General features: G+C 68.2%; 15 protein-coding genes. 5 read left to right on the forward strand and 10 right to left on the reverse strand.

The annotated features are described in order from the left end of the window. The first annotated feature begins 63 nt into the window (after positions 1-63). Entirely contained in the window at positions 64-567 is a 504-nt protein-coding gene (locus NS1_RS16560) for an arginine repressor (RefSeq protein ID WP_056824335.1), read from the forward strand. 6 nt (positions 568-573) lie between these two features. Here NS1_RS16560 and NS1_RS16565 read toward each other — a convergent pair whose 3' ends face one another. Continuing rightward, positions 574-1,137: a TetR/AcrR family transcriptional regulator gene (locus tag NS1_RS16565; protein ID WP_255284562.1), complete on the reverse strand. Its 564-nt coding sequence runs from the start codon at positions 1,135-1,137 to the stop codon at positions 574-576. Between the two features lie 126 nt (positions 1,138-1,263). Between NS1_RS16565 and NS1_RS16570 the strand changes: the two genes are divergently transcribed. Further along, positions 1,264-2,679 carry an MFS transporter gene (locus NS1_RS16570; protein ID WP_062985615.1) on the forward strand — a complete coding sequence of 472 codons (1,416 nt, stop codon included), beginning with the start codon at positions 1,264-1,266 and terminating at the stop codon, positions 2,677-2,679. Positions 2,680-2,731: 52 nt separating this feature from the next. On the opposite strand, the gene NS1_RS16575 is transcribed toward NS1_RS16570, so the two are convergent. The 4 genes from NS1_RS16575 to NS1_RS40825 form a co-directional block, all read right to left on the reverse strand. Beyond that, entirely contained in the window at positions 2,732-3,553 is an 822-nt protein-coding gene (locus NS1_RS16575; RefSeq protein ID WP_062985617.1) for an aldose epimerase family protein, read from the reverse strand. A 66-nt stretch (positions 3,554-3,619) separates the two neighbouring features. Then, entirely contained in the window at positions 3,620-3,775 is a 156-nt protein-coding gene (locus NS1_RS40055) for a hypothetical protein (protein ID WP_156677664.1), read from the reverse strand. A gap of 62 nt (positions 3,776-3,837) precedes the next feature. Continuing rightward, positions 3,838-3,969: a hypothetical protein gene (locus NS1_RS41680; RefSeq protein ID WP_255284563.1), complete on the reverse strand. Its 132-nt coding sequence runs from the start codon at positions 3,967-3,969 to the stop codon at positions 3,838-3,840. Positions 3,970-3,999: 30 nt separating this feature from the next. Continuing rightward, a complete protein-coding gene (locus NS1_RS40825; protein ID WP_165610251.1) occupies positions 4,000-4,140 on the reverse strand; it encodes a hypothetical protein in 141 nt (46 codons plus the stop codon). A gap of 270 nt (positions 4,141-4,410) precedes the next feature. On the opposite strand from NS1_RS40825, the gene NS1_RS16580 reads away from it, so the two are divergent. Both NS1_RS16580 and argH read left to right on the forward strand, forming a co-directional pair. Continuing rightward, the gene (locus NS1_RS16580) at positions 4,411-5,613 is read left to right on the forward strand and encodes an argininosuccinate synthase (protein ID WP_056824327.1); all 1,203 of its coding nucleotides are present in this window, start codon (positions 4,411-4,413) and stop codon (positions 5,611-5,613) included. Positions 5,614-5,718: 105 nt separating this feature from the next. Beyond that, a complete protein-coding gene (gene argH / locus NS1_RS16585; RefSeq protein ID WP_062985619.1) occupies positions 5,719-7,137 on the forward strand; it encodes an argininosuccinate lyase in 1,419 nt (472 codons plus the stop codon). A gap of 22 nt (positions 7,138-7,159) precedes the next feature. On the opposite strand, the gene NS1_RS16590 is transcribed toward argH, so the two are convergent. Genes NS1_RS16590 through NS1_RS16600 form a run of 3 tightly spaced genes read right to left on the reverse strand, consistent with a single transcriptional unit; the run spans position 7,160 to position 11,644 of the window. After that, the gene (locus NS1_RS16590; RefSeq protein ID WP_062985621.1) at positions 7,160-9,535 is read right to left on the reverse strand and encodes a PEP/pyruvate-binding domain-containing protein; all 2,376 of its coding nucleotides are present in this window, start codon (positions 9,533-9,535) and stop codon (positions 7,160-7,162) included. Beyond that, the gene (locus tag NS1_RS16595; protein WP_062985623.1) at positions 9,526-10,518 is read right to left on the reverse strand and encodes a TIGR03617 family F420-dependent LLM class oxidoreductase; all 993 of its coding nucleotides are present in this window, start codon (positions 10,516-10,518) and stop codon (positions 9,526-9,528) included. Before NS1_RS16595 ends, NS1_RS16590 begins: the two co-directional genes overlap by 10 nt. A gap of 10 nt (positions 10,519-10,528) precedes the next feature. Then, the gene (locus NS1_RS16600) at positions 10,529-11,644 is read right to left on the reverse strand and encodes an Rv3169 family protein (protein WP_062985625.1); all 1,116 of its coding nucleotides are present in this window, start codon (positions 11,642-11,644) and stop codon (positions 10,529-10,531) included. A 49-nt stretch (positions 11,645-11,693) separates the two neighbouring features. Here NS1_RS16600 and NS1_RS16605 point away from each other — a divergent pair, with 49 nt between their 5' ends. Then, positions 11,694-12,317: a TetR-like C-terminal domain-containing protein gene (locus tag NS1_RS16605; RefSeq protein ID WP_062985703.1), complete on the forward strand. Its 624-nt coding sequence runs from the start codon at positions 11,694-11,696 to the stop codon at positions 12,315-12,317. A 45-nt stretch (positions 12,318-12,362) separates the two neighbouring features. Here the strand turns inward: NS1_RS16605 and ilvA are convergent, their stop codons facing one another. Further along, positions 12,363-13,586: a threonine ammonia-lyase gene (gene ilvA / locus NS1_RS16610; RefSeq protein ID WP_062985627.1), complete on the reverse strand. Its 1,224-nt coding sequence runs from the start codon at positions 13,584-13,586 to the stop codon at positions 12,363-12,365. Between the two features lie 59 nt (positions 13,587-13,645). Beyond that, entirely contained in the window at positions 13,646-14,824 is a 1,179-nt protein-coding gene (locus tag NS1_RS16615; RefSeq protein WP_062985629.1) for a serine hydrolase domain-containing protein, read from the reverse strand. Between the last annotated feature and the right edge of the window lie 59 nt (positions 14,825-14,883).

Consider the following 14,883-nt stretch of genomic DNA (forward strand, 5'->3'; position numbering starts at 1 on the left):
GCGGCCGGAAAACACAGCCGCCCGTGCGGTCATGCCGGAGCCGAGCGACAGCGAGGCGCAGGCATGAGCGCACCCGAGAAGGGCTCGCCCGCCATCGCCCGCACCCGCGCCGGCCGCCAGTCCCGCATCATCGAACTGCTGACCTCGCACTCGGTCCGCAGTCAGACCGAACTCGCCGCCCTGCTGTCGGCCGAGGGCATCGAAACCACCCAGGCCACCCTGTCGCGTGACCTCGACGAACTGGGTGCGGTGAAACTGCGCGCGGCCGACGGCGGCGCGGGCGTCTACATCGTCCCAGAGGACGGCAGCCCCGTGCGCGGGGTCACCGGCGGCACCGGCCGCCTGTCCAAACTCCTCGGCGACCTGCTCGTCTCCACCGACGCCAGCGGCAACCTCGCCGTCCTGCGTACCCCGCCCGGCGCCGCCCACTTCCTGGCCAGCGCCCTCGACCGCGCCGCCCTGCCCTACATCGTCGGCACGATCGCCGGCGACGACACCATCGCCGTCATCGCGCGCGAGCCACTCACCGGCGCCGAACTGGCGGCGAAGATCGAAGACCTGGCCTGAGTGCCGCTAGCGCTGGGCGCGGAGGCCGGCCAGCGCCACGTCGGTGAGCAGTGGGGCGGACTCCGGGGCGGCCTGGCAGCCCGCGCCGATGCCGTGGCCGAGGCGCAGGATGTCGCGGGGGCTCACCTCGGGGCGGATCGCGCCTGCCTCCTGCGCCGGGATCAGAACGCTGCCCGCGGCCTCGGCCAGCATGGTGGAGCAGGCGGTGAAAGTGTCCGAGGTTCGGTCGATGGCGGCTTTGAGAGTGGTTGCCAGGCCGTGCTTTTCGAGAATGTAGGTGACCAGTTCGCCGAACCAGGCGTCGAACGCGTCGAGGGGGGCGTGCGTTCGGCGTAGTTCGCCTGCCCGTGCGGCGAGTGTCTCGATATTGGCGCGATACACCGCTTCCATCAGCGTGGTGCGATTCGGGAAGTGGCGATACAGCGTTCCGGGACCGACCCCCGCGCGCCGCGCGATGTCGTCCAGCGGTGCGTCGGTGCCGTGCTCGGCGAACGCGTCGCGGGCGCAGTCGACGATGCGCTCGTAATTGCGGCGTGCGTCGGCGCGCATCGGCCGCGACGGTGCGTCCACGAGATCCTCCACTGGAAACGGATGAAGTCTCCGTTTAGTCTTGCGGAACCGGAGACTTTCTCCCTATGCTAACTCTGTCATAAACGGAGAGTCTCTCCGTTTGAGTTCCTTGTTGATGGAGCGTTCTTGACTACCCTCACACTCTCCGAAATCGACCGGGTCGAACGCGTTCGGCCACGGATCGTCCTGGTCACCCTGCTGACCTGCCAGCTCATGATCATTCTCGACATCACCGTGATGAATGTGGCGCTGCCGCACATCAGGACCGACCTGGAGTTCAGCGCGACCGGCCTGTCCTGGGTGATGAACTCCTACACGCTCGTCTTCGGCGGCCTGTTGCTGCTCGGCGGCCGCGCGGGCGACCTGTTCGGCAGGCGCACCATGTTCATCGCGGGCGTGGTGCTGTTCACCGTGGCCTCGCTGGCCGGTGGCCTGGCGCCGTCGGCCGGGTGGTTGCTCGCGGCCCGCGTGCTCCAGGGCATCGGCGGCGCCATGGCCGGGCCGAATACCCTTGCGCTGCTGACCACTACGTTCACCGAGCCCAAGGCTCGAATCCGGGTGCTCGCCCTGTTCTCCGGGATGTCCAGCGCCGGATTCGCGATCGGCTTGATCGTCGGCGGGTTGCTCACGGAATGGTTCGGCTGGCGCTCGGTGCTGTTCATCAATGTGCCGTTCGGCCTGGTCATCGCGGTACTCGCACTGCGGTACCTGCCCGACTTGCCGCGTCGCGCCGCCCGGCTCGACCTGCCGGGCGCGGTGACGGCGACCGCGGGCGTGGCCGCCCTGGTCTACGGTTTCATCAGTGCCGCCTCGCACGGGTGGGGCGCGGCGGGCACCGACATCTGGCTCGCGGTCGGGGTGGCCTTGCTGGCGGCCTTCATCGCGATCGAACTGCGTGCGCCACAACCACTTCTGCCCCTGCACCTGTTCGCCGATCGCAACCGCGCCGCTGCCTATCTGAACATGTTCCTCGGGCCGATGGCAGGCATGTCGATGTTCTTCTTCCTCACCCAATATCTGCAGGATGTGCTGGGAATGAGCTCGCTGGCAACGGGTTTCGCGTTTCTGCCCACGGCGGTGCTGATGTTCACCATGATCCGGCTGATCCCGCGGCTACTGGCGCGACTGGGCCCGAAGCCGGTGACGCTCACCGGCTCTGTCGCGATGGTCATCGGACTGGTACTGCTGACCCGGCTTTCGGAGAACTCCGGCTATTTCCCACTGCTGTTCGTGGCGATGGTGGCGATGGGCTGCGGTATCGGGCTGGCTTTCTCACCGCTGAACGTGATCATCATGTCCACGGTCTCGCCCGACGAGGCGGGTGCGGCGGGCGGGGCCCTGCAGACCATGCAGCAGACCGGCGGCGCGCTGGGCTTGGCCATCCTGGTGACGATCTTCGGCACCGCCGCGCGCGACGCGGGCGGTTCACCGACCCATGCCCTGGTCGGCGGCATGACCGCCGCCTTCGCGGCCGCCGCCGTCATCGCCGCCCTGACCTTCCTGGTCGCGCTCACCTTCCGCAGCGTCCGCTCGCCGCGGTGAGCGCACGCGACCTGTGCCGAGACGGATTCACCGTAATCGGCTGGGGGCCGGGCTACTCGGGCTGCGGAGTCGTTCGGTTCCGCGACAGGCGTTGCCATGTCCAGTCGACGCGGACATCGAGCGGTGAGTCGGGTGTAACCACCCGTGGTTCGGTGTTCAGGCCGTTGGGTGGGCCGGACTGGGCCTCCACCGACAGGGATTGTTCCGGCAGTGTCCAGACGACCACGTCGTGGACCGGGCTGGTGATGGTGAACTCCAGGAAATCGGGCCAGGTGAGGCGGGCCAGGACGCCGTTAGGCATGCCGAAGCAGTCGTCCCACGGTGGCGGCGTCGGCACGATCTTGCGACCGGTGGGCAGGTAGTCGTCGCCGCGTTCGTACTGCCATGCCGGGTCGAAATCGAGCCGCACCGGCCCGGTCGCGGGCGGGACTTCGCGCAGGAACCACGGATGCCAGCCGCCCTGGGCGGGGAAGGCGTCGTGGTCGGTGGCGATGCGCATCGCCAGGGTGAGGCCGGTGTCGGCGAGGGTGAACGTCTGGGTGACCGTGCCCGCGAACGGCCACGGATCGCTGAGACGATGGCTGATCGTCGCCTCGGTCGGCGAGGCCGCGACCACCTCCCACGCTCCGTCGCGGGCGGTGCCGTGAATGCTGTGCGGCGGGTTGTTGATCGGCATCTGATACGTGTGGTCGCCGACCGTCAGTTCGCCGTCGCCGAGCCGACCGGCCCACGGCGCCATGACGAAACAGCCGGTGCCCGGATCCTGGCGGAGCAGTTCGGTGCCGTCGACGGTGAGGCTGTGGATCGCGCCGCCGTCGCCGGGGGCGATCGTGAGACCTGCGGAACCCGCGTCGAGCCGAACATCGTCGGTCATGATTCGCACACTAGCCGCGCGGCGGTGCCGTCAGCGGTAACTCACGCCGAAAGCGGGGATACGCCGTCAGTTGAACGGGTACTGCCCACCGCCCGCGCCGCCACCGCGGTTGTTCGGAACAGCGATGTCGATGATGTCCTGGACCAGCTCGACGACTGCCCTGCCGACATCGAGAACACCGTTGCCGAGGGTCGAGAATTCCTGCGCGATGTAGTGGAGCATCTTGTTCGTCCTCACGTGTGGCGAGCCGAATAGTGCTCTCCCAGAGTGCCACAGGTGAGGTGTCAGGAGTTGAGGAAGTTCAGGATCAGCAGGGTCAGTGGGGCGGTGATCTCGAAGACGGCACGGCCGACATAGAGGCCGAGGGCGGCGCCTGCCTCGTAATTGTCGGAGAGGAACTGCAGGACTTCATCCATGATGTGCTCCCTGGATTCGAGGTCGGTGAGTCAGGCGAAGAATCCCTGGAGCAGGGGAGTGCCGAGGTCGATGACGGCCTTGGCCACCGTCAGGCCGAGGTTCCCGAGTCCGATGACCACCGTTCCGATCAGGTCGTAGTTGGCCTCGGCGAAATCACGTAGCGACTGCATGATGGCTCTCCTCAGGTCCCGACCCAATGGCTATCTGCTGTGACCAGCGTCTCATAGCTGAGCGTACTCGCCTAGGGTGGCGATGGTGTCGTCGCAGGTGATCGGCTATTTCGCTGTAGTCGGCCCGAGGCCGTACCCCCCGGTTATGAATGAGATTGCATCATCATGCATAATCATTTGTAGCAACGGCGTGGGCCGACCGGCGGCCGGAGCATCCATACTGCTCAGGGCAGCCCTTTTACGTACCAGACTTCGAGGAGCACAACAGACATGTCCGATCGCGTCGTACTCGCCTACTCCGGTGGGCTTGACACCTCCGTCGCCATCAGCTGGATCGCGAAGGAGACCGGTTCCGAGGTGGTGGCCGTGGCCATCGACCTGGGCCAGGGCGGCGAGGACATGAGCGCGATCCGACAGCGCGCACTGGACTGCGGCGCCGTGGAGGCCATCGTGGTCGACGCGCGCGACGAGTTCGCCGACGAGTACTGCCTGCCCACCATCCAGGCCAACGCCATGTACATGGGCCAGTACCCGCTCGTCTCGGCCATCAGCCGGCCGCTGATCGTCAAGCACCTCGTCGAGGCCGCGAAGTTCCACAACGCCACCACCGTCTCGCACGGCTGCACCGGCAAGGGCAACGACCAGGTCCGCTTCGAGGTCGGCATCGGTGCGCTCGCGCCCGACCTCGAGGTGATCGCCCCGGTCCGTGACTACGCCTGGACCCGCGAGAAGGCCATCGCCTTCGCCGAGCAGAACAGCCTGCCGATCAACGTCACCAAGAAGTCGCCGTTCTCCATCGACCAGAACGTGTGGGGCCGCGCGGTCGAGACCGGGTTCCTCGAGGACCTGTGGAACGCGCCCACCAAGGACGTCTACGACTACACCGCCGACCCGACGGTGAACTTCGAGGCGCCCGACGAGGTCATAATCACCTTCGAGAAGGGTGTGCCGGTCGCCATCGACGGTCGCCCGGTCTCCGTGCTGCAGGCCATCGAGGAGATGAACACCCGCGCGGGCCGTCAGGGTGTGGGTCGTCTCGACATGGTCGAGGACCGGCTCGTCGGCATCAAGAGTCGCGAGATCTACGAGGCGCCGGGCGCCATCGCGCTGATCACCGCGCACCAGGCCCTCGAAGCCGTCACCGTCGAGCGTGAGCTGGCCCGCTACAAGCGGCAGGTCGAGCAGCGCTGGGGCGAGCTGGCCTACGACGGCCTGTGGTACTCCCCGCTCAAGCGCGCGCTCGACGCCTTCATCTCCGACACCCAGCAGACCGTCACCGGTGAGATCCGGATGGTGCTGCACGGTGGGTCCGCGGTGGTCAACGGCCGTCGCTCCGAGCAGTCGCTCTACGACTTCAACCTGGCCACCTACGACGAGGGCGACACCTTCGACCAGTCGCTGGCCAAGGGCTTCGTGCAGATCCACGGCCTGTCCTCGAAGGTCGCCGCCCGCCGCGACCTGAACCAGAAGTAATAGGCGCAGAGTCACCCTCGTAGTCTCGACACCGGCCGGTCCCCACGGATCGGCCGGTGCCGTCATCATCCATGCCCGCCATTCCGACCGGAGGAGACATCGACCATGACCCACAGTGGAACCAACGAAGGTGCCCTCTGGGGTGGGCGATTCGCTTCCGGTCCGGCCGAGGCGATGGCGGCATTGAGTAAGTCGACCCACTTCGACTGGGTGCTGGCTCCCTATGACATCCGCGCCTCCAAGGCGCATGCCCGTGTACTGCACAAGGCCGGACTGCTCGCCGACGACGACCTGCCCGCCATGCTGGCCGGTCTGGACGGGCTCGCCGCCGATGTCGCCTCGGGCGCCTACGGCCCCGCCGACTCCGACGAGGACGTGCACGGCGCACTCGAGCGCGGGCTGATCGAGCGGGTCGGTACCGAACTCGGCGGTCGACTGCGGGCCGGTCGTTCGCGCAACGACCAGGTGGCGACCCTGTTCCGGATGTGGCTGCGTGACGGTGTGCGTCGCGTCGCCGCCGGTGTGCTCGACGTGGTCGACGCCCTCGTCGCCCAGGCCGCCGCGCACCCCGACGCCGTGATGCCGGGCAAGACCCACCTGCAGGCCGCCCAGCCGGTGCTCCTCGCGCATCACCTGCTCGCCCACGCGCATCCGCTGCTGCGTGATCTGGAACGTCTGCGTGATTTCGACAAGCGCGCCGCGATCTCGCCGTACGGTTCGGGTGCGCTGGCCGGTTCCTCGCTCGGCCTCGATCCCGAGCAGATCGCCGCAGAGCTTGATTTCACTGCCTCCGCGGCCAATTCGATCGACGCGACCTCCTCGCGTGACTTCGCCGCCGAGGCCGCGTTCGTGCTGGCCATGATCGGTGTCGATCTGAGCCGGATGGCCGAAGAGGTCATCATCTGGAGCACACCGGAATTCGGCTACATCACCCTGGCCGATGCGTGGTCGACGGGCTCGTCGATCATGCCGCAGAAGAAGAACCCGGATGTCTCGGAGCTCACCCGTGGCAAGGCGGGTCGTCTGATCGGTAACCTGACCGGCCTTCTCGCCACCTTGAAAGCCCAACCGCTGGCGTACAACCGGGACCTCCAGGAAGACAAAGAGCCTCTGTTCGATTCGGTGGCCCAGCTCGAACTGCTCCTGCCCGCCATCGCGGGCCTGGTCGGCACCCTGACCTTCCACACCGACCGCATGGCCGAACTCGCACCCGCCGGGTTCACCCTCGCCACCGATATCGCGGAATGGATGGTGCGCCAAGGTGTTCCGTTCCGGGTCGCCCACGAGGCGGCCGGTGCGTGCGTGCGCGTCGCCGAGGCGCGCGGTGTCGGTCTCGACGAGCTGACCGATGAAGAGTTCGCCGCCGTCGACCCCGCGCTCACCGCCGGTGTGCGCGAGGTGCTCACGGTTCAGGGCTCGATCGCTTCGCGTAACGCCCGTGGTGGCACCGCCGGTGTGCGTGTGGCCGAACAGCTCGACGAGGTCCGCAACACCGCCGAGGATGCCCGCGCCTGGTTGAGCTGATCGCCAGGTCGCGGGCCTGGTGTCAGGGCGGTCCGAGCCGGGTGACCAGACCTCGGTCCCCGTCTACCCGAACCCGGTCTCCGGTGCGCAGCACCGTCGTGGCCACCAAGGTGTTGACCACGCACGGGAGACCGTATTCGCGCGCCACCACAGCGCCGTGCGATACCGAGCTGCCGATGTCGGTGACCAGCGCGCCGATGACGGTGAAGTACGGCGTCCACCCCACGTCGGTGACCGGAGCGACCAGGATCTCGCCGGGCTGCACTTCTCGCGCGTCGACGATCGACTTCGCCACGCGCACAATGCCTTCGACGCTGCCCCGGCTCGCGGGCCTGCCCACGATCTGGTTGTCGGTGATCGCGTGCGGCGGCGGAGCGAGCCGCGGGGCAGGCCTGCCCACCGATACGTCGTCGAACTCGAGGGAGTTCTGGTACGCCAGTGCTTCTCGGCGCTGCAGCGCGCACTGCACGAGGTCGGCGATGTCATCGGTGCCGACGACGCGAGCCAACTCGGCACGGTCGAAGAAGAAGACGAGGTCGGCATCGGGCAGTCGCCCCGACTCGACCAGCACCGCTCCCAGATGGCGGTAGCCCAGCTTCAGCGCGTGCGCCATCAGCGCCATCTTCGACTTCGTCTTCTCGCGTCCGCGGGCGCCGCCCTGCGCCAGCCGGGCGAGAAACCTGATGGTCGCCGATCCGGGCGTCCTCTCGGGCGCGGGCAGCGGTGCGCGGTGAGCCGGATCCAGTGCCGAGCGCAGCATGACCTGCATCATCGCTCCCAGCCCGCCGGGGTCTTCGGCCCAGGACGGATCGCGCATGCACAGCTCGCGGTACCCGCGGTGACCGTGCCGAGCCGAGAACTGTCGCAACGCCTCGCCGCCGGGGTCGCTCGCCGTCCGCAGCTCGATCACCGCGTCGGCAGGCTCCGCCGCGAGAAACCTCTCGGCAGCCGCATGATCGGCGGCGATGGTTCGCACCACCGCGTCGAGCTCCTCCACCATGAGCGCGCTCTCGACATCGGCCGCGCCGGCCATCAGCCGGGTGGCCTCGGCGCGACCCTCGTCCGCGTCGAGCCCGTTCTCGACCGCCTGTTTGGTCAGCACGCCCTCGAGAATGTTGGCCGCGACAGCCGCGCGGGACGAGGACCGCACATGAGTCAGCGTGATGTCGCAATACTCGTCGACACCGAACTCCAACTGGCGCAGTATTTCTCGCGGGTCGTCGCCGGTCGGGATCCGGAATCCGGCGATCTTGTCGTCCAGACGGCGGATCGCGGGCCCGGCGGACAACGCGTGCGTGGTCAGTCGGATCGTGTTGACGAGTCTGCGGGCGAACGGTTTCGGCGGTTCGGCCTTCAGTTCCTCGACGACCCGGCCGCAGATCGACGTGGAGAACTGCTCCAACGAGTTGCCGAGCAGGCCCGAGCTCAGCGCCGTGCCTTCGGTCAGGTTCAGGAACATGTGCCCGTAGAAATAGCCGACCTGCAGCCACGGCCGCTCGTACCTCGGCTGCGCCCGCGCCACCACCTGCGTCATCTGCATCGCGTAGTCGATGGCATAACCGGACACCGAGGCGGTCAACGGGCAGAAGGCCCCCGGCATCATCTCGCCGATGTTGCAGCGTGTGTACACGTGGTCGGCGTCCGCGAGCGGCGAATCCATCTCGTTGAGGTCACCGGGCAGGGTGGTGATCGGTCGAGCCTGCAGCCACCACAGTGTGCCGGAGCGGTCGATCGCCCACTCGAGGTCCATCGGCCTGCCCCAGTGCCGCGCGGCGCGCAGCGCGTCGGACCGAATCTCGGCGATCTCCGCCGGCGACAAGACAGGGACCGCGCCGACCTCGCACACGGCGGTATCGCCGTGGGAATCGAGGACGATGTGGTCGGACGATGCCGTACCGTCGACCAGCGCTTCGCCGAGCCCCGCGATGGCGTCGATCACCATGAGGTCGCGTCGGCCGGTCGCCGGATCCGCGGTGAACACCACGCCCGCGGCACGCGCGTCGACCATCTGCTGCACCACCAGATGCATAGTGGCGGGAGCTTTTTCGCTATAGGACGCGACTCGCCGGGAATGGACGGACGCGGCGCACTCGCGCACGGCCGCGGCGAAGGCATCGACGGAGTCGACGCCGAGCACGGTGTCGTACTGGCCGGCGAAGGACTGGTCGTCTCCGTCCTCCCCGACCGCGGAGGACCGGACCGCCACGGAAGTCGCGCCGGTGGTCAGCTCCGAGAACCGCTCCGTCACAGCGTCGATGCCGTCCTGTGCGGAAGCGTCGGCGATGACGAATCCGACCGGCACAGCGAGTCCGAGACGGCGCAGCTCGGCCAGCCCGGCCGCCTTGCCGCCGTAGCTGTCGTCGACCACCTGGTCGAATTCGATCGTTGTCAGCGACATGGGGATCCTTTCAGCGCGTCGACGATCTCGGCGAGCGCGTCGACAGCGATGGGCCCGGGCTGATAGAGACAGAGCCGGTCCGACACGCCGTCGACCCGATCGCGGATATGCGCGGCCACCTCGGCCGGGGTGCCGCACGCGGCGATGGTGTGGAGGATGTCGTCGTCGATCAGGGCGGCCATCTCCCGCCACCGGCCCTGCTTGGACATCGCGTTGAGCTCCGGCTGCAGATCACCCCAGCCGTGGGCGTCGAGCACCGGCCGGTAGGCCGGGGTGGAACCGTAGAACGCCAACAGCATCCGGGTCGAGGCGTGGTCGTCACCGACCGAGACGATGATCTCCGGCACGACCTCGAAGTCGTCCTCGGAACGGCCGGCGGCCGACAGGCCGGCCCGCACGGCCGGCAACGTCGTCTCGTGCAGGAACCGTTTCGTCCCGAACGGCATCACCAGCAGACCGTCGGCCACCTCCGCGGTGGCTTGGGTCAACCGCGGCCCGAGCGCACCGAGATAGATCGGTGGCGGACCGTACGGGTTCGGCCCCGGGACGAAGGTCGGCGTCATCAGGGTGTGCCGGTAGTACTCACCGCGAAAGTCCAGTCGCACACCGTCGTTCCAGGTGGCGAAGATCGCGCGCAACGCCCCCACCATTTCCTTCATCCGCGCGACCGGGCGGTCGAACTCGGCCCCGTAGCGCTTCTCGATCTGCGCGCGCACCTGCGTGCCCAGACCGAGGATGAACCGCCCCTCGGTGAGCAGCTGCAGATCGTTGGCCTGGTGTGCCAACTGAATCGGATTGCGGGGCAGCGCGATCGCGACGTTGGACATCACGTCGAGCCCCTTGACCGCTGATGCGAGCACCAGCGGCGTGAACACGTCGAACGGTCCTTCGAAGGTGAACACCCCGGATGCGCCTGCCTCCCGGAGCACGGTCGCGCGTTCGACCGCATCCGTCGGCCCGTAGAGCGCTGTCATGATCTTCATGGCGCTGTGCCTATTTCGCCACGTCGGTCCAGTCGGAGAAACCCGACGGATAGTGCGGTCCGATCACGCCGTGCTCGAACAGGCCCGCGCCCTCGCGCGTCTGCCCGTCGGCTTCTGTGCACACCGCCCGGCCCACGTGGTCGATGAGACTGAACGGCGCTCTGGCCATGACCTCCGGATCCGTCATGTCGTAGCTGACGCGTTCCGCGAACGGTCCGTCCTTCCAGGTGCCGTGTGCCCACGAGGAGTCGCCGCCGTAACCGGAGCCGAACGCGATGGGCGCGAACAACGTCGATTCGACGTCGAGTTCGATCCGATCACCCGCCCGGTTCATGAACTCGACGTGCGCGCCCGTCGGTATCCGCGTTCCGGGCCGGTAGTGGATGGTCGCACGCACACCGTCGAGCTGCTCGACGCGACCGTCGCGCCAGCGACGGGTGCAGTCGTAGAGGCTGCGGTGACCATCGGGATCCTCCTGCAGGATCAGGAACAGCTGGTAGTCGTCGAACGCGAGCGGCAGATAGAGCCACCACATGCCGCGGAACGCGGCATCCGGGCGACCGGCGGGTTCGGGCGCGCCGATCGGGCGGATGCCCCACGAGCGATCACGGCTCGCCACGCTGGTGTCGTGCTCGACCGCCAACCGTTCGCCGTCGACCTCGATCCAGCCCTCCCATGTACCGACCTGGGCGAAGCGGCACGCCTGCAACGTCACTCGCCGCTCGGTCAGCATCTCGTGCGGCCGCTCCAGCGCGGCGGGGAACAGCCCGCGCCAGGTCAGATCCGCGGCGACGCCCTCGGTCTCGGCCAAGGTCAGGCGTAGCTCCTGCAAGGGTTCGACGACGTCGATCCGGTAGCCGTTGACGTGTTGGTGCAGGCGGTCGTCGTCGATGGCGTCGCTCAGCCGCACTGCGGTCTGGGTGTCACCCCGGCGGACGACGAAGTAGGCGTCCTTGACCCCGAGCCGTGGGTAATAGCCGATCCCGGTGAGCGCCATGAAGCGCCCGTCCCGGTCGAGCACGTTGAAGTAGGACCGATCGTAGAAGTTCCGATCGGAGGCGCCCGGCCAGGTGAGGGGCGCCGCCACCTGATGCAGCGGGTACTCGTCGAGCGGGCTCAGATTCACAGGGAGTCCTCAAATATGATGCATGCCGTATTGGAATTATGATGTGATCATGACAACAGAAGGCGGGAGCGAAGGCAAGAGGTCTGCGCCATCCACCCCGGGGCGCCCACGCGACAGCCGGATCGATGCCGCGATCATCGCGGCCACCAGGGAGCTGATTCTCGACACGGGTTACCCCGCGCTGTCGCTGTCGGCGATCGCCGCGCGCGCCGGGACAACCACGGCCGCCATCTACCGGCGGTGGTCGAACAAGGCGCAGCTCGTCCACGAGGCTGTGCTGTCCGCCGAAGTCATCGCGCCACCGGATGTTTCGGGCGGCGATATCCGCGCGGACATCCGGGCACTGGTCGAGACGGTCCGCACGATGTTCGACAGCCCCGAGGTGCGCTCGGCGCTACCGGGATTGATCGCGGACACCGTCGCCGCCCCCGAAGTGCACGCAATGATGATCGACCGACTGACCGGCGACCTCGCCGCCTTCGAATCCCGCTTCGGCCACGAACGTCGCGCCGATGATCAACTCCCCATGCTCGCCGAAGTCGTAGCGGGCACCGCGATCTTCCGCATCCTCATCCGCCACGACGCCGCCCTCGACGACACCTGGGTGGACCAGATGACCGAATTGATCACCGACCGCTGGCCTCCGGACCGGGCGTCCGAGGGCTGCGGCTAGCGTGCGCTCGTGGTTGCCGGAAACCAGGTGGGGCGCGCCGGGTTCCTAGAGCTCCGCGTGGACGCGGAAACCCGCGGCACGCAGTGCGTCCAGGACGTCGTCGCGGTGCGCGGCACCTCGGGTTTCCACGGTGAGTGACACCTCGACCTCGTCGACGGCCAGCCACGGACCCGTGCGCGAATGCACGACGTCGACCACGCTCGCGCCCGCGCGCCCGACCACGGCGAGCAGCGCGGACAGGGCTCCCGGTCGGTCATCGATCGTGACGTGCATGGCCAGGTAGCGGCCCGCGGCGCTGAGACCGTGGCCGATCACGCGGGTGAGCAACAGCGGGTCGATATTTCCGCCCGACAAGATGGTCACCACCGGGCCGGGCAGATCCTGGAGAACGGCGGTGAGCAAGGCGGCGACGCCCGCCGCACCCGCGGGCTCGACGACGAGTTTGGCCCGTTCGAGGCAGAGCAGCAGGGCTCTCGACAGGGCGTCCTCGTCGACGGTGACGATCTCGGACACCAGCTCGGCGACATGGACGAACGGCACCGCACCGGGTAGCCCGACCGCGATACCGTCGGCCATCGTCGACATCCGCGGCACTCGAACCGGTCGGCCCGCCGCCAGCGAATCCGGCCACGCCGCCGCCTCGGCCGCCTGCACGCCGATCACCCGGACATTCGGCGCCAACGCGTGCAGTGCCACCGCGACACCCGCGAGCAGCCCACCGCCGCCGGTCGGCACGACGACCGTGCCGACATCGGGAACCTGCTCGAGAATCTCCAGCGCGACCGTCGCCTGACCGGCGACGATGTCGGGATGGTCGAAGGGATGGATCAGGGTCGCGCCGGTCCGATCGGCGAATTCCTGTGCGGCGACCAGGGATTCATCGATCGTGTCACCCACCAGGTGCACGTCGGCGCCATAGGCGCGCGTAGCGACCAGCTTCGGCAGCGAGGCCCCGACCGGCATGAACACCGTCGAGGCGATCCCCAGCTCACTCGCCGCCCATGCCACCCCTTGCGCGTGATTGCCCGCGCTGGCCGCCACTACACCCCGCGCCCGATCCGCCGCGGGAAGATGCGCGATCCGGTTGTAGGCCCCGCGTGGCTTGAACGACCCGGTTCGCTGCAAGTTCTCGCATTTGAGCAGCACCTGCGTGCCCGCCCGCTCCGACAACACTCGCGACCTCACGGTCGGCGTCCGCCGGATCACCGGCTCCAACAGTCGCGCGGCTTCCTCGATCCGCCCCAGCCCAACGGTCTCCATCCGCCACATAGTGCCAGGCCCGACCGGTACGAGGCGTCGGTTACGGGCCCGGCTCGAAACGGGCAGGGTCAGGTGCGTAGTTCGGTCTTGGCGATGTTGTGAGCGATGGTGCCGAGGCGGGTGAGGCGGGCATCACCCAGCGGGGTGAGTCTGCCGCCGAGACGGTTGGTGACGAAGGCCAGGGACAGGCCGGTCTCGGGGTCGGCGAAGGCGCCGGAGCCGCCGAGGCCGAAATGGCCGAAGGCGGAGATGGGGTCGGCCTTGGAGGGTTTCATGGGAACGCCGTGGAAGCCGAGGGCCCACGGAATACGAAACGCCAGGACATAGTCGGGGGTGAAGACCTGGCGGGTGGCGAAGCGGGGAATCGAGTCGGGGGACAGGATGCGGGTGCCCTCGAGCTCGCCGCCGTTGGCGAGGGCGGCGTAGAGGCGGGCCAGAGCGCGCGCGGAGAAGACGCCGTTCACCCCGGGCATCACCGAATCATGCACGCGCGCATCGACGATCAGGTCGGCGAAACCGCGCGGGGTGGTTTCGGCGGCGGCGCTGAAGCGGGTACGGGTGAGCAGGTCGGAGCCGGTGTCCCAGTCCATGCCCGCGGCGCGCAGGCGCGGGAAGGTGGTGGCGATGCGGTGGCGCTGGTCGTGCGGCACCCGGAACCAGAGTTCTTCGGCGTCGAGGGGTTCGGCGAGCTCGGTGCGCACCACATCGACGAAATCGCGGCCGGTGACCCGCGCGACGATCTCGGCGGCCAAGTGCCCGTAGCTGATGCCGTGATAGCCGCTGGTGATCCGGTGCCGAGGGTCGGGAGCGGCAGCGGCCAGGGCGGCGGTGACGGCTTCGTCATCGAGGAAACTCTCGATCGGGCCGGGCAGCAGACCGCGCAGACGGTGCAGGCCCGCGCGGTGGGTGAGCACATCACGCACGGTGATGTCGGCCTTGCCCGCGGCGGCGAACTCCGGCCAGTACTCGGCGACGGGACTGTCGTAGTCGAGCTGCCCGCGATCGGCCAACTGGTGGATCACCGTGGAGGCCACGCCTTTTCCGGTGGAGAAACCCAAGGCCACCGACTCCGCCGTCCACGGCACACCCGGACTCGCATAGCCCGCCCACACATCCACCACCGGCTCGCCGTGCAGATAGACACACAGCGCGCCACCGCCGTGTGCGGGTTTGCGGAACAGATGGTCGAAGACGGCGACCAAGCGGACGAAACGGCGATCCACCGACTGTGTTGTGGTAACTCCCATCACCCGAGCATGCCATCGCACACTGGGGACCGGTCGGTACGGTGATCGTTTCCCAACTG

Origin of the sequence: Nocardia salmonicida NBRC 13393 (assembly GCF_001613085.1) — a bacterium.
In the GTDB taxonomy this organism is placed as follows: Bacteria; Actinomycetota; Actinomycetes; order Mycobacteriales; family Mycobacteriaceae; genus Nocardia; species Nocardia salmonicida.

Bases quoted from the DNA above. Each gene is read 5' to 3' on its own strand.
- NS1_RS16595 (WP_062985623.1), bottom strand. From the start codon at position 10,518: ATGAAGATCATGACAGCGCTCTACGGGCCGACGGATGCGGTCGAACGC.
- argH (WP_062985619.1), top strand. From the start codon at position 5,719: ATGACCCACAGTGGAACCAACGAAGGTGCCCTCTGGGGTGGGCGATTC.
- NS1_RS16590 (WP_062985621.1), bottom strand. From the start codon at position 9,535: ATGTCGCTGACAACGATCGAATTCGACCAGGTGGTCGACGACAGCTAC.
- NS1_RS16575 (WP_062985617.1), bottom strand. From the start codon at position 3,553: ATGACCGACGATGTTCGGCTCGACGCGGGTTCCGCAGGTCTCACGATC.
- NS1_RS16580 (WP_056824327.1), top strand. From the start codon at position 4,411: ATGTCCGATCGCGTCGTACTCGCCTACTCCGGTGGGCTTGACACCTCC.
- NS1_RS40825 (WP_165610251.1), bottom strand. From the start codon at position 4,140: ATGCAGTCGCTACGTGATTTCGCCGAGGCCAACTACGACCTGATCGGA.
- NS1_RS40055 (WP_156677664.1), bottom strand. From the start codon at position 3,775: ATGCTCCACTACATCGCGCAGGAATTCTCGACCCTCGGCAACGGTGTT.
- ilvA (WP_062985627.1), bottom strand. From the start codon at position 13,586: ATGTGGCGGATGGAGACCGTTGGGCTGGGGCGGATCGAGGAAGCCGCG.
- NS1_RS16615 (WP_062985629.1), bottom strand. From the start codon at position 14,824: ATGGGAGTTACCACAACACAGTCGGTGGATCGCCGTTTCGTCCGCTTG.
- NS1_RS16560 (WP_056824335.1), top strand. From the start codon at position 64: ATGAGCGCACCCGAGAAGGGCTCGCCCGCCATCGCCCGCACCCGCGCC.
- NS1_RS16605 (WP_062985703.1), top strand. From the start codon at position 11,694: ATGACAACAGAAGGCGGGAGCGAAGGCAAGAGGTCTGCGCCATCCACC.
- NS1_RS41680 (WP_255284563.1), bottom strand. From the start codon at position 3,969: ATGGATGAAGTCCTGCAGTTCCTCTCCGACAATTACGAGGCAGGCGCC.